The sequence below is a fragment of the Burkholderia sp. AU27893 genome (assembly GCF_002223205.1).
GTDB lineage: Bacteria > Pseudomonadota > Gammaproteobacteria > Burkholderiales > Burkholderiaceae > Burkholderia.
The window spans coordinates 179,695-193,413 of the sequence record NZ_NKFD01000001.1 but is presented as its reverse complement, the minus strand read 5'-3'; the positions used below and the strand labels follow the sequence as shown (position 1 = coordinate 193,413).

General features: G+C 69.2%; 12 protein-coding genes, 1 tRNA gene and 2 riboswitches. Of the genes, 11 read left to right on the top strand and 2 right to left on the bottom strand.

Annotated elements, in window-relative coordinates; translation table 11 throughout:
- Window positions 1-88: 88 nt before the first annotated feature.
- The 5 genes from CFB47_RS00840 to CFB47_RS00815 all read left to right on the top strand — a co-directional run bounded on the left by CFB47_RS00840 (window position 89) and on the right by CFB47_RS00815 (window position 5,403).
- Complete coding sequence (locus CFB47_RS00840; RefSeq protein ID WP_048251455.1) at window positions 89-337, top strand: ogr/Delta-like zinc finger family protein; 249 nt, start codon at window positions 89-91, stop codon at window positions 335-337.
- 189 nt (window positions 338-526) lie between these two features.
- The gene (locus tag CFB47_RS00835; protein WP_089460273.1) at window positions 527-793 is read left to right on the top strand and encodes a hypothetical protein; all 267 of its coding nucleotides are present in this window, start codon (window positions 527-529) and stop codon (window positions 791-793) included.
- 7 nt (window positions 794-800) lie between these two features.
- Window positions 801-3,593 carry a toprim domain-containing protein gene (locus tag CFB47_RS00830; RefSeq protein WP_089460272.1) on the top strand — a complete coding sequence of 931 codons (2,793 nt, stop codon included), beginning with the start codon at window positions 801-803 and terminating at the stop codon, window positions 3,591-3,593.
- Window positions 3,594-3,970: 377 nt separating this feature from the next.
- Window positions 3,971-4,420 (top strand): helix-turn-helix domain-containing protein, encoded by a 450-nt coding sequence (locus tag CFB47_RS41600; protein WP_089430432.1) that lies wholly within the window; start codon window positions 3,971-3,973, stop codon window positions 4,418-4,420.
- The gene (locus CFB47_RS00815; RefSeq protein ID WP_256946682.1) at window positions 4,333-5,403 is read left to right on the top strand and encodes a site-specific integrase; all 1,071 of its coding nucleotides are present in this window, start codon (window positions 4,333-4,335) and stop codon (window positions 5,401-5,403) included. The genes CFB47_RS41600 and CFB47_RS00815 overlap by 88 nt, the downstream gene beginning before the upstream one ends.
- A gap of 15 nt (window positions 5,404-5,418) precedes the next feature.
- Here the strand turns inward: CFB47_RS00815 and CFB47_RS00810 are convergent.
- Window positions 5,419-5,494 (bottom strand) — tRNA-Arg (locus tag CFB47_RS00810).
- Window positions 5,495-5,745: 251 nt separating this feature from the next.
- Here CFB47_RS00810 and CFB47_RS00805 point away from each other — a divergent pair.
- On the top strand, window positions 5,746-6,636 hold the full coding sequence (locus CFB47_RS00805) for a cytochrome c5 family protein (RefSeq protein WP_089460269.1): 891 nt from the start codon (window positions 5,746-5,748) through the stop codon (window positions 6,634-6,636).
- Window positions 6,637-6,724: 88 nt separating this feature from the next.
- On the opposite strand, the gene CFB47_RS00800 is transcribed toward CFB47_RS00805, so the two are convergent.
- The gene (locus tag CFB47_RS00800) at window positions 6,725-8,812 is read right to left on the bottom strand and encodes a UvrD-helicase domain-containing protein (RefSeq protein ID WP_071335374.1); all 2,088 of its coding nucleotides are present in this window, start codon (window positions 8,810-8,812) and stop codon (window positions 6,725-6,727) included.
- 286 nt (window positions 8,813-9,098) lie between these two features.
- Here CFB47_RS00800 and CFB47_RS00795 point away from each other — a divergent pair, with 286 nt between their 5' ends.
- The 5 genes from CFB47_RS00795 to gcvH all read left to right on the top strand — a co-directional run bounded on the left by CFB47_RS00795 (window position 9,099) and on the right by gcvH (window position 13,700).
- Window positions 9,099-9,806 (top strand): SGNH/GDSL hydrolase family protein, encoded by a 708-nt coding sequence (locus CFB47_RS00795; protein ID WP_089460268.1) that lies wholly within the window; start codon window positions 9,099-9,101, stop codon window positions 9,804-9,806.
- A gap of 236 nt (window positions 9,807-10,042) precedes the next feature.
- On the top strand, window positions 10,043-11,095 hold the full coding sequence (locus CFB47_RS00790) for an oxidoreductase (RefSeq protein WP_089460267.1): 1,053 nt from the start codon (window positions 10,043-10,045) through the stop codon (window positions 11,093-11,095).
- Between the two features lie 158 nt (window positions 11,096-11,253).
- Entirely contained in the window at window positions 11,254-11,616 is a 363-nt protein-coding gene (locus CFB47_RS00785) for a hypothetical protein (protein WP_039351336.1), read from the top strand.
- Window positions 11,617-11,729: 113 nt separating this feature from the next.
- Window positions 11,730-11,831: riboswitch (glycine riboswitch) on the top strand.
- A gap of 33 nt (window positions 11,832-11,864) precedes the next feature.
- Window positions 11,865-11,998, top strand: a riboswitch (glycine riboswitch).
- Between the two features lie 84 nt (window positions 11,999-12,082).
- Window positions 12,083-13,201, top strand: coding sequence for a glycine cleavage system aminomethyltransferase GcvT (gcvT, locus tag CFB47_RS00780; RefSeq protein ID WP_089438953.1), 1,119 nt, complete (start codon window positions 12,083-12,085; stop codon window positions 13,199-13,201).
- Window positions 13,202-13,319: 118 nt separating this feature from the next.
- Complete coding sequence (gcvH, locus tag CFB47_RS00775; RefSeq protein ID WP_089430428.1) at window positions 13,320-13,700, top strand: glycine cleavage system protein GcvH; 381 nt, start codon at window positions 13,320-13,322, stop codon at window positions 13,698-13,700.
- Window positions 13,701-13,719: the final 19 nt, after the last annotated feature.

Below are 13,719 nucleotides of genomic sequence, written 5' to 3'. Positions count from 1 at the left end.
CGCCGATCGGCCAGCGATGCAGCCGGATCGCCCGCGCAGCCCGCTGCCCGTCCGGCCCTGCGCAGACTCTCGCCCGGAGCACGACCCCATGCGAATCCTGAACCGTTGCCCGCACTGCCGCACCCGCGCCACCGCGCGCAGCAGCCGCGAAATGTCGCTGACGTTCCGCGAAATCACGTTCCAGTGCGCGAACCCGGAGTGCGGCCACACGTACGTCGTCAACATGGAATTCGCCCGTACGCTGTCGCCGTCCGCCGTCCCGAACCTCGCGTTGCAGTTGCCGCTTTCGCCGCACGTCCGCGAACGCCTGGCAGCGCAACTCGAGCTGCCCGTCTGACGCCCTAACCCCTCGTTCCCGCGTTTCCCTCGCATCGTGCCTGAACGGCGCGAGGGATCGCCTTTGCCATTGAAAAGGACACCTCATGATCCCGATCCAAGCGGGCCGCGCCGTTCGATGCCCCGCCCGCCCGGCGATGGTCCGCCACCCTGCGCGATGCGTACGGGTCTATTACCAGGAGGCGCGCCCATGAACCGCTACGCCACCGAACCCGCGCCGCATGACGCCGCGCTGCGCGCCGCGATCGCGGCGGCCGCCGACACGCTGAGCTTCGACGCCCCGCCGGACAGCCCCGAGCGGCAACGCACGCTCGGCCGCTTCGTGTCGGCGCTCGCCGATCGCCTCGCGCTCGGTTTCCCGCAATCCGCCGCCGCGCTGCGCGCGCTCGCCCATTCACCGGCCACGACGGGCCATCCCGCGCCGCCCGCATCACCGCAACCCGAACGGCAGCAATGACGAAGATATGGCCTCGATCGACGAACTGAAACGACACATCGACCTGCATGACCTCGCCGGCCGCCTCGGCCTGAAACGCGGCCGCGGCGGCGACCGCGCGCTCTATCACTCGCCGCAGCACGCGGACCGGAGCCCGTCGCTGTCGATCTATGCGAATCACCCGAAGTACGGCACCGGCTGGCGCGATCACAGCGCCGACGCCGGCGGCTCGTGCATCGACCTCGTGATCCACGCGCGCGGCGGCACGGTGGCCGACGCCGTCCGCTATCTCCACGACGCTTACGGTCTCCCGTCCGAGCGCCCGGCACCCGCCGAGCGCCGCGAGAAATCCACCGTCGAATACATCGCCGACCGCTGCACGGCCGAACGCGAGCGTGTACGCGACTACCTCGGCGGCCGCGGCATCTCCGCCGCGGCGCTCGACGCGGCGTTCGCGGCGCGCACGCTCGGCTTCAATACGTGGACGAGCCCGAAGATCGCCGCCGGCGACGTCGGTCACGGCGGCCCCGCCGCCGCGTTCGTGGTGCGCGCGCCGGGCGATGCGGGCGTCGTCGCGGTCGACATGCGCTACGTGGACCCCGCGCTCAACGGCGGCGTCAAGACGCAGACCCAGGGCGACAAGGCCGGCTACGGCTGGACCGCCGACGCGCGCCGACTCGACCGTGCGAAACGCGTGATCATCGTCGAAAGCGCGATCAACGCGCTGTCGATCGACACGTGCGCGCTGCCCGGCACGGCCGCGCTGGCGCTGCGCGGCCTCGCGAACGTCGAGCGCATCGACTTCACGTTCCTGCGCGGCAAGCAGGTCACGATCTGCCTGGACAACGACGAGCCGTTCGCGGAAGGCCACCCGCGCGCCGGGCAGCGCCCCGGGCCGGAGGCCGCGTGGGCGCTCCACGAACGGCTGACCGCGCTCGACATCAGCGCGGTGCTGGTCGACCAGTCGGACTGGCTGGCGGATCTGGCGGACGGCGACGCCGCGCGCACGCCGATCAACGACGTGAACGACTACCTGCAGCTGCGCGGCCCGGCCGACCTCGCGCGCGCGCTCGACCAGCTCGAGCCGTGGCTCGTCGCCGGCCTGCCCGGCGACGCGTCGCGCCGCGGCCGGCCGCGCATCTTCCTGCCGGCGCACGATTTCGCGCAGTACTGGCGGTTTCGCGTGCGGCCCGACTTCACGAACTACATCACCAAGATGGATCGCAACGAGGAATCCGGCGTGGAGACGCCCGTGATGACCGACCTGTGCGGCTTCCGCATCGCCGGCATCAGCCGCGTGGCCGTCGCGAGCGCGACGTCGACGATGACGGGCGACGCCGACCAGGCGCCCACCGTCTACTTCGCCGTGTCGGTGCAGGCGCCGCGGCACGGTGCGCAGCTGATCCGCCGCGTGATGCTCGACGACCAGCTGCACAACGTCGACCAGTGGAGCAAGTTCGGCCCGATCTGGGCGCCGGCGCCGTTCAAGCGGATGGTGAACATCCTCGAGCGCGGCGCCGACCTCGGCGCGCGCCGCGCCGCGAACTTCGTCGGCCTCGCATGGCGCGACGGGCGGCTGATCGTCAACGAAGGCCCCGACTGCTACTTCACCGAAGCGGACAAGCAGTGCCCGTATCACAACCTCACGTTCCCGGGCGGCCCGGTGAGCGACGCGCGCCGCGTGATCGCTGCCTACCAGACGACGTTCCGGCAGAACGCCGCGACGATCCCGCTCGTGTGGGCGCTCGGCGGCCACCTGAAGGCGCTGCTCGGCTTCTGGCCGCATCTGACGGTCCAGGCGAACAAGGGCGCGGGCAAGTCGACGCTCATCAAGCGGCTCGAGCGCTCGCTCGCGTTCACGATGTTCTCGGGGCAGTCGCTGCAGACCGAATTCCGCCTGCTGACCAGCATCAGTCACACGAGCCATCCGGTCGGCTGGGAAGAGCTGTCGGCACGGCGGCAGGACGTGATCGACAAGGCGGTCGGGCTGCTGCAGGAGAACTACCAGTACACGGTGACGCGGCGCGGCACCGACATGACGGAATACCTGCTGTGCGCGCCGGTGATGCTCGCCGGCGAGGACGTGCCGGTGCGCAGCCTGCTCGGCAAGCTCGTGCGCACGACGCTGACCGGCAAGCGCGGGCCGCTGCTGCCCGACGACCTGCCGCGCTTCCCGGTCCGCCAATGGCTCGAGTTCCTGACCGGCCTCGACCGGCGCACCGCGCTCGACCAGTACGCGACGCTGCGCGACCAGGCGCTCGCCGGCTGCCGCGCGAGCGGCGAGGACGACGGCGCGCGGCGCATGGCCGGCAACTACGCGGCGATCGGGCTCGCGTGGCGCTACCTGTGCGAATTCGCCGGCATGGACCCGAGCGAAGGCGAGTTCCCGCGCGACCTGATCGCCGAGATGAACGGGCACGTCGCCGAAACCAGCGCCGACCGCGAGCCGTGGGTCTGGATCATGGAAACGGTGCTGTCGGAAATCGACGGCGGCAACTACAAGCATCCGTACACGTTCGACACCGTCGACGGCGAATTCTGCCTGCTGCTGCGCACCGGGCACGTGATGGATCACCTCGCGCACACGAGCGCGCTGCGCGACAAGTGGAACGGCCTGCCGGTGAAGTCCGACCGCGTGTTCAAGGCGCAGCTCAAGCACGCGGGCGTCGTGGTCGGCGAGAAGGAGGTCGAGCGCCGCATCTACATGCGTCGCGTGCCGTACCTGACGCCGGTGTCGCTCGAGCGCCTGGCCGCATTCGGCCTGCACGTGTCGGTGCGCGAGGACCTGGCGACCGACGCGCTGCAGGGCGGCCGCGCATGAGCCGCGCCCTGTCCGGCCCGTCATCGTGCGGCGGCGCCCGTCGGGAGCCGGCAGGCAGCGCACGCGAGTGGTGGTTATCGGGGGTGACGGCTCGCAAGCCCTTGATTCCTGAGGAAACTGCCGCCCTGCCTCACGCCGGGTTCGCCACGTGTCATGCCGCTTTTGCCACGAGTCCGGCTGGCGCGCCGGCGGCAGCCCCTTCTTCTTTCTCTCTCTTCAACTCATTGAAGAAAAAGAAGAAAGAGAACCGGGAAGCCGCTGCGACGAGCCGCCATCGCGCGCCACGAGTCGGAGCCGCATTGCCATCGGTCGCCGGCGAGGCAGCGAGTTCGCGCCACGGGTTCCACGCGGCCGCCACGCCTGAATGATGGCAACCGATGGCCAACAAAACGCTTGAACATCAACGTGTTATGCACTCTTCACACGCAAACCACCCTTCCACGAGTTGCGCTGCGTGCCCGCCCGGCGCGCGGCCTGCCGACAGCGCGCATCCGGCCACCGTCGACCTGGCCGGCGCCGCGGCACTGCTCGGCGCCCATCCCGAAACGGTGCGCCTGAAGGCCCGGGCCGGCGCGCTGCCCGGCCGCAAGGTCGGCAAGCGCTGGATCTTTTCCGTCGCCGCCCTGCAGCGCTACCTCGCCGGCGAATGGCTCCCGCCCGTCGCCCATCACGATCAGCAAGAGGAAACCCGCCCATGTCGCTCTACAAGCGCAAGACCAGCCCGAACTGGCAATACAAGCTGTACCCCCCTGGCGGCGGACCGCCGGTACAGGGAAGCACTGGCACCCGCGACAAAGCGCAGGCCCAGGAATTCCACGACCGGCTGAAGGTCGACCTGTGGAACCAGGCGCGGCTCGGCACGAAGCCGCGCCATTCGTGGAACGACGCGGTCGTACGCTACGTCGGCGAACGCGCGGGGCTTGCCAGCCTGGAAACGTCGAAGATTCACCTGCGCTGGCTCGACCGGCACCTGTCCGGCGTCGCGCTCGTCGATATCGACCGGAACCGCGTCGACGCGATCGCGCTCGCGAAGCGCCAGGAGCCGCGTACGGTGCGCACCCGGCACGGCATCGTCGAGACCGACCGGGCCGTCAGCGACGGCACCGTGCGTCGCGTGATCGGCGTGCTGAAGTCGGTGTTGAATGCGGCAGTCGAATGGGAATGGCTGGAGCGCGCGCCGGTCACGAAACGCGCGAAGATCGTCTCGAAACGCATCCGCTGGCTGACCCCGGCCGAAGCGGAGCGGCTGCTCGCCGAACTGCCCGCGCATCTCGCCGACATGGCGCGCTTCAGTCTCGAGACCGGCCTGCGCCGCGCCAACGTGACGGGGCTGCGGTGGTCGCAAGTCGACCTCGCGCGGCGCGTCGCGTGGATCCATCCCGACCAGGCGAAGGCGCGCAAGGCCATCACGGTGCCGCTTTCGGAAACCGCGATCGCCGTGCTGCGCCGCCAGCACGCGAACCCGCGGGCGCCGGAATGCGCGGACAGCGTGTTCACCTATCGCGGCCGGCCGGTCTACCAGACTGCGACGGCCGCCTGGGCCAAGGCGCTGCAGCGTGCCGGCCTGAGCGATTTCCGCTGGCACGACCTGCGTCATACGTGGGCGAGCTGGCACGTGCAGCGCGGCACGCCGTTGCAGGTGCTCAAGGAGCTGGGCGGATGGGAGACGATGGAAATGGTGCAGCGGTACGCGCACCTGTCGGCCGACCACCTCGCGCAATGGGTCACGCCGCTGACGGCCGAGCCCGTGCCGGTGCCAGCTGCAATTCAGCTGCAACGAGACAATGCGACGAACGGAGAAAACCGCTGAGAGCCTTGATAGGCTTGGCGCGCCCGGCTGGGATCGAACCAGCAACCCCTGCCTTCGGAGGGCAGTACTCTATCCATTGAGCTACGGGCGCCTGTGACAGTGAAGCGACCCCAATATACAGGCCGCCCACGATTGGCAAGACGGCAAGGATACCCGGTTTCCCATGACGCGTCCACCTTGCCCGACGAATCCCCGCCGGGCCGGGCCGCGTGCGGGTAAACACGCGCCTTCGCACCGCTCGCCGTGATGTAAACGTTCCGTCTATAATCGACCGGGCTTCATTGGACTGCCATTTGCCGTTGCACCGCGCTCACAATTCCTATTCACGGAGACGAGGCAAGCATGAGCGAAGCACCCCACGAATCTCCCGTCAAAACCCCCGGGCAGCTGATTGCCGTCATCATCGCGTCGTTCGCGATTCCGATCATCCTGATCGTCCTGTTCGCCAACTATGCGAACCATGCGTTCCGTTCCGGCGCCGGCACGGACGCGCTATCCGACGAACAGGTCGCCGCACGTGTCGCCCCGCTCGCGAAGGTCGACGTGAAGGACGCCAACGCGCCCCGCACGTTCAAGACCGGCGAGGAAGTCTACAAGGCCGTCTGCGTGACCTGCCACGGCACGGGCGCCGCCGGCGCGCCGAAATTCGGCAACAAGGACGACTGGGCGCCGCGCATCTCGCAAGGCTTCGACACGCTGCTGAAGACGGCGCTGGCCGGCAAGGGCGCGATGCCGCCGCGCGGCGGCACGAGCCCCGACGACGTCAGCGACTATGAAATCGCCCGTGCGATCGTCTACATGGCGAACAACGACGGCGCGAACTTCCCCGAACCGGCCGCGCCGGCGGCCAACGCGGCGCAACCCGCCAGCGGCGCCGCAGCCGCGTCGGGCGCGGCCGACGCCGCGAGCGCGCAAGTCGCCGCGGCCCAGGCCGCGATCGCCGCGATCCCGAAGGCCGGTGAAGCGCCCGCGGCAGCGGCCGCCCCGGCCGGCGCCGACGCCGGCAAGGCGCTGTACACGTCGACCTGCCAGGCCTGCCACGCGGCGGGCGTGCTCGGCGCGCCGAAGTTCGGCAGCAAGGAAGACTGGGCGCCGCGCCTGAAAGACTCGATGGATACGGTCTACAACTACGCGCTGCACGGCAAGGGCGCGATGCCGCCGAAGGGCGGGTCGAACGCGTCGGACGCCGACGTGAAGGCCGCCGTCGACTACATGGTCAACGCGTCGAAGTAACCGCACCCGGCCGTCAGTAAAAAACCCCCGCGACGCTCACGCATCGCGGGGGTTTCGTTTTGCAGGCGCTCAGCCGGAACGCTCGGCGTCACTTCTGCAGCAACGCCTTCAGGCTCGCGAGCCGGTCCTTCGGCGACATCGGCGCCTCTTCCGGCGTGGGCGGCGGCGCATCGTCGAGCCCCATCTCCGGGATGAAGCGCGACGGTTCGCACACGACCGTCTCGCGCGCCCGCTTGCGCTTCTTGCACCAGTTCAGGTGCAGGCTGCGCTGCGCGCGCGTGATCGCGACGTACATCAGCCGGCGCTCCTCCTCGATCCGCTCGTTGTCGATCGGGCCGTCGTCCTCGGAGCCACCGCGGTGCGGCATGATGCCTTCCTCGACGCCGACCAGGAACACGTGCGGATACTCGAGCCCCTTCGACGCGTGGACCGTCGACAACCGCACCGCATCGGGATCCTCGTCCTTGCCCTCGAGCATCGACATCAGCGCGACGGTCTGGATCAGGCCGAGCAGGTTCTTGCCGGTATCGGCGAGCCCGTCCGCGTTGTGAAAACCTTCCGCCTCGCCATCGACCGCTTCCGTCTCGGGCTTGGTGCCCTTGCGCTTCAGCCATTCGAGGAATTCGAGCACGTTCTGCCACTTCGACTGCGCCTGCCGTTCGTCGAACGCGTCGTACAGGTACGCCTCGTAGTGGATCGCCTCCATCATGTCGTCGAGCACGGCGGTGGCGGGATCCTTGTCCGCACGCTCGGTCAGGCGCTGGATGAAGTCGCAGAACATCCGCAGCGGCTCGACCTGGCGCGCGGACAGCCGCGCCTCGATCCCGCCCATGTACACGGCCTCGAACAGCGACACCTTCGCCTGGCCCGCGAACGAACCGAGCGCTTCGAGCGTCGTGTTGCCGATCCCTCGGCGCGGCGTGGTGACCGCGCGGATGAACGCGGGATCGTCGTCGGCGTTCGCGATCAGCCGCAGGTACGCGCACAGATCCTTGATCTCGGCCTTGTCGAAGAACGACTGGCCGCCCGACAGCACGTACGGAATCCGCTCGCGACGCAGCACCTGCTCGAAGATCCGCGCCTGGAAGTTGCCGCGATACAGGATCGCGTAGTCGCGAAACTGCGCGCGCCGCTCGAACTTGTGCGCGGACAGCCGGAACACGACCGATTCGGCTTCATGCTCCTCGTCGTTACACGGCGTGACGGTGATCGAATCGCCCATCCCGTGCTCGGACCACAGCTTCTTCTCGAACAGCTTCGGGTTGTTCGCGATCACGTTGTTCGCGGCGGTCAGGATGCGCACCGTCGACCGGTAGTTCTGCTCGAGCTTGATCACGTGCAGCTTCGGGAAATCCTTGCCGAGCTGCGCGAGGTTCTCGAGCGTCGCGCCGCGCCAGCCGTAGATCGCCTGGTCGTCGTCGCCCACCGCCGTGAACGCCGCGCGCGGGCCGGCGAGCAGCTTCAGCAGCTCGTACTGGCACGCGTTGGTGTCCTGGTACTCGTCGATCAGCAGGTAGCGCAGCTTGTTCTGCCAGCGGTCGCGCACCTGTTCGTTCTTCGCGAACAGTTCGGCCGGCAGGCGGATCAGGTCGTCGAAGTCGACCGCCTGGTACGCATGCAGCGTCGCGACGTAGTTGCGGTAGACCAGCGCGGCCTGGTGCTCGTCCTCGTTGGCCGCGATCGTCATCGCCTCGTCGGGCATGATCAGGCCGTTCTTCCACAGCGAGATGGTGCTCTGGATCTTGCGGATCAGGCCCTTGTCGGTCGTGCCGATCTGCTCCTGGATCATCCCGAAGCAGTCGTCCGAATCCATGATCGAGAACTGCGGCTTCAGGCCGACGTGCTCCGCCTCCTGGCGCAGGATCTGCACGCCCAGCGAGTGGAAGGTGCAGACGGTGAGCTGGTTGACGGGCACCTTGCGGCCTTCCTTGCCGGGCGTGGTGAGCGTCTTGCCCTCGAGCAGCTTCGACACGCGCTCGCGCATTTCGGCGGCCGCCTTGTTCGTGAACGTGACGGCGGCGATGTGGCGCGGCTCGAAGCCTTTCGCTTCGATCAGGTGCGCGATCTTCTGCGTGATCACGCGGGTCTTGCCGCTGCCCGCGCCGGCGAGCACGAGACAGGGACCGTCGAGGTAGCGCACCGCTTCGTTCTGGGCGGGATTCAGGCCTGCGGACATGATGACGGATGGTGTTGCGGTTGACGGCGGAACGCCGGGAGGATGCCGTGCGCGGCGGGCTGGCGAAGCAGGCGGACACGCGGGCAGGACGCGCATGTTAACACGTCGGCGGCGCGCTTTTCGGGAGCGCCGCCGGGCGGGGCTGCGCGGGCCGACCGGCCGGCCGCCCCCTGTCCGTTCGGCCAATCCGGCCCCGTTCGCGCACCGATCGGCCACAATACGTCCACTCCGGCGCCGCCCCGCGCCGGCCCGTTTGCCTCACTTGCACCACCACCGGATCGACATCATGGGATACCCGTTCGCCACCGCCGCCCTCGGCCCGCTGCTGTTCGCGCAGGGGCGCTACGTGCGCCGCGTCACGCCGCGGCTGCCCGAGGCGGCCGGCCCGCGCGACGGCGTGGCGGGCGACGGCCCGCCGCTGCGCGTGCTGGTGGTCGGCGATTCGGCCGCGGCGGGCGTCGGCGTCGCGACGCAGCGCGACGCGCTGTCCGGGCAGCTGGCGAGCGCGCTCGCGGCCACCCATCGCGTGAGCTGGAAGCTGCTCGCGCGCACCGGCCTGACCACGCGGGAGCTGGTCGACTGGCTCGCCGCCGAGCCGGCCGAGCCGTTCGACGTGGCCGTCACGTCGCTCGGCGTCAACGACGTGACGGGCGGCGTGCCGCCGGCCCGCTGGCAGGCGCAGCAGGCCGAGCTCGTCCGGCTGCTCGCCGCGCGCTTCCGGGTCGGGCACGCGATCCTGTCGGCGGTGCCGCCGATGGAGCGCTTTCCGGCGCTGCCGCAGCCGCTCGCGTGGTATCTCGGGCTGCGCGCGAAGCGGCTCAACACGGCGCTCGCCGGGTGGGCCGCCACGCAGCCGCACTGCACGTTCCTGCGCGTCGAGCTGCCGCTCGAGCGCCACCTGATGGCCGCCGACGGCTTCCACCCCGGCGCAACGGCCTGCGCGGTGTGGGCGGCGCAGGTCGCCGCCGCCGTGCGGCAGCGGGCAACCCTATGACGCCGGGCGGCGCCCCTGCGGCAGCCGTTCATTGCACGGGCGCAGGCGGGCAAACCCCGCTCGCGCGGCCACCCGGCCTGCGCAAATGCCGGCTTGCCTTGCGCAAGCGCCGCATCGCATCGCGCATTTCGCCCGAACGCGCCGGTGCAAGCGGCGGCGCCATGCCAAAATAGCCGGTCGTCTACGCGCCGTCCCGGCGCGCCATCCTTTAGTTTCCTTCGCAGCCAGGAATTGCCATGTCGTCATTGCTCAGGATTGGTTTGATGGGTTTCGGTTTCGCCGGCGCGACGTTCCACGCGCCCGTGATCGCCACGAGCGGCCGCACTGAAGTCGCCGCGATCGCGACGGGTCAGCCCGATCGCGCGCAGGCGGCGTATCCGGGCGCGCGCGTCGTCCCCGATCTCGACACGCTGCTCGGCCTCGACGACATCGAGTGCGTGGTGATCGCCACGCCGAACGACACGCACTTCGCGCTTGCGCGCCAGGTGCTCGAAGCAGGCCGCCACGTGGTCGTCGACAAGCCCGTGACGCTCACCGCCGACGAGGCGCTCGCGCTCGCGCGGCTCGCGAACGCGCGCAGCCGGCTGTTCGCGCCGTTCCACAACCGCCGCTGGGACGGCGATTTCCTCACCGTGCGCGACATCGTCAAGTCGGGCGAGCTCGGCCACATCACCCGTTTCGAGTCGCACTTCGACCGCTTCCGTCCGACGCCGCGCACGCGCTGGCGCGAGGAGCCGGCTCGCGGCGGCGGCCTGCTGCTCGACCTCGGCCCGCACCTGATCGACCAGGCGCTCGCGTTGTTCGGCCTGCCGGAAACGGTGAGCGCGACCGTGAAGACGCGCCGCGACAACGGCACGGCGCCCGATTTCGTGCACCTGCAGCTCGGCTATCCGGACAAGGACGTCGCGCTGCATGCGAGCGCGCTGTCGGCGATCGAACCCGCGCGCTTCACGCTGCACGGCACGCGCGGCAGCTATCAGAAGTTCGGGCTCGACACGCAGGAAGACCAGCTCAAGGCCGGCCTCACCGCCGACGATGTCGAATTCGGCGGCGGCAACCCGCCCGGCCTGCTGCGCGTGCTCGACGGCGAAGTCGAGGTCGAGCGCCCGGTGCCGACGCTCGATGGCCAGTACGCGGAGTTCTACCGCGCGCTCGCCGCGTCGATCCGCGACGGCGCGCCGTTCCCCGTCACCGCGCAGGACGCCGTCGACGTGATGACGATCATCGAGCTCGCCGCGCAGAGCGAGCACGACGGCCGCCGGCTGCCGTTCGTGCGCCGCACGATCTGACACCGCGCACCGGCCGGTCGCGGCCGGCCGGCGCCGGTGCATCGGGATCAGCCGGAACATTCGGTTACAAATGCCGGGGGAACGAAAGTCAGCGGCAGACTGGTCTGATGCGTTTCTCAAAAAAGTCGATCCGACACCAATCCGTCAGGAGAATGTTGATGCAACGGTTGATTCGCGCAGCAGTGTGCTGCGCCCTGGTTTCCTCGCTTGCGGCCTGTATCGTGCAGCCGCAGCAGCCGGTCCGCCCGGCGCCCCCGCCGCGGCCGAATCCGCAGGTCGTCGCGAACGAGCGGATGCAGCAGATCCAGGGCCGGATCGACAACCTGCACCGCCGCATCGATGCGCGCGTGAACGGCGGCTACTACCCGCCGCCGTACGGCGCGCAGCTGCATCATCGCCTCGACGTGATCCGCCAGGAATCGAACGACATGTCCGCGCAACACAGCGGCGGCCTGTCCGGCGACGAGCAGCGCGTGCTGAACCAGGAACTCGACACGGCCGCGCGCGCGATCGGCGAGTAACGCCCCGGCACCCGCCGGAGCGGAAAAAGCGGTGGCACCGGTTGCCGCCGCTTGTCGCGAAGCGACATTCTTTTGCTCAAATTGACAAGGCCCACCCGCTCGCGTACAGTCGCCCGCACGCGTCGGGAGAGCGTGTAACCGGGCTGTTTCAGCCGGTTGCGCCGCCGAAGGGGCACACCCGCAAACTCTCAGGCAAAAGGACCGACCGCGTCGGGGAATCCCGTCCGCGCATTGCGCGGGCCACACTCTCCCCGCACTCTGGAGAGCGGCAGTAGCCCGCAGCGCATCCGCTGCGCGGGCAAGCTGCCCACCGAAGGGGCGCGCGTTCGCCAGGCCTGGCCGGCAGCGCAATCTCTCAGGTATCGAGGACAGAGGGGCATGTACCGGATCGCTCGCAGGCCATCGGCCGCGGTGGTCGGCACATGGCCGTTCTGATCCGCGCGCAAGCGCCTTGCCTGAGGCCTCGATGACTGCACTGAATCACACCCCGCTCAACGCCGCGCACCGCGCGCTCAATGCCCGCATGGTCGATTTCGGCGGCTGGGACATGCCCGTCAACTACGGCTCGCAGATCGAAGAACATGAAGCCGTGCGCACCGACGCCGGCATGTTCGACGTGTCGCACATGTGCGTCGTCGATTTCACCGGCAGCCGCGTGCGCGCATTCTTCGAGCATGCGATCGCGAACAACGTCGGCAAGCTCAAGACGCCCGGCAAGGCCCTCTACTCGTGCCTGCTCAATCCGCAGGGCGGCGTCATCGACGACCTGATCGTCTACTACTTCACCGAAGAATTCTTCCGCGTCGTCGTCAACGCCGGCACGGCCGAGAAAGACATCGCGTGGTTCAACCAGCTGAACGAGCAAGGCGGCTTCGGCGTCACGATCGCGCCGCGCCGCGATTTCGCGATCATCGCCGTTCAAGGCCCGAACGCCCGCGAAAAAGCCTGGGCGACGGTGCCCGCCGCGCGTGCCGCCACCAGCGAACTGAAACCGTTCAACGCCGCGCAGGTCGCCGGCACGCCGTTCGGCGATCTCACCGTCGCGCGCACCGGCTACACCGGTGAAGACGGTTTCGAAGTGATCGTCCCGGCCGTGCACGTCGAAGCGCTGTGGAACGCGCTGCAGCAAAACGGCGTGCGCCCGTGCGGGCTCGGCGCGCGTGACACGCTGCGCCTCGAGGCCGGCATGAACCTGTACGGCCAGGACATGGACGACACCGTGTCGCCGCTCGACGCGGGCCTCGCGTGGACGGTCGATCTCTCCGCGCCGCGCGACTTCGTCGGCCGCGCCGCACTGGAAGCCAACGGCACCCGCGCCGCGTTCGTCGGCCTGATCCTGCAGAAGGAAAACGGCAAGGCAGGCGGCGTGCTGCGCGCGCACCAGAAAGTCGTCACGCCGCACGGCGAAGGCGAGATCACGAGCGGCACGTTCTCGCCGTCGATGCAGGAATCGATCGCGTTCGCGCGCGTGCCGGCGGCCGTCCAGATCGGCGACCTGGTCCAGGTGCAAATTCGAGACAAGAATCTTCCCGCGCGCGTGGTAAAACTGCCGTTCGTGCGCAACGGCAAGGTCCTCGCTGCGTAACGGCCGGGAGGCCCGCCTCCCGGGAAGCCGGGAGATGGCGCCCGGCGCAACACCACACCCGGCGCGCCCAGGCGGCGCGCCAGCATAACGAACACACCCTTTTATCCAGGAGCATCCGATGAGCAACGTCCCGGCCGATCTGAAATACACCGACGAACACGAGTGGATCCGCACCGAGGCGGACGGCACGCTGACGGTCGGCATCACCGATCACGCGCAGAGCACGCTCGGCGACATCGTCTTCCTCGAACTGCCGCAAGTCGGCAAGTCGGTGACGGCGGGCGACGCCGTCGGCGTCGTCGAATCGGTGAAGGCCGCATCCGACATCTACTCGCCGGTGTCCGGCGAGGTCGTCGCGATCAACGAAGATGCCGCCAATTCGCCGGAAGAAGTGAACAGCGACGCGTACGGCGTGTGGCTGTTCAAGATCAAGCTCGCGGCCGGCGCGTCGACCGACAAGCTGATCGACGCTGACGCATACAGCAAGCTGATCGACTAATTTCCCTACCCGATCCGCG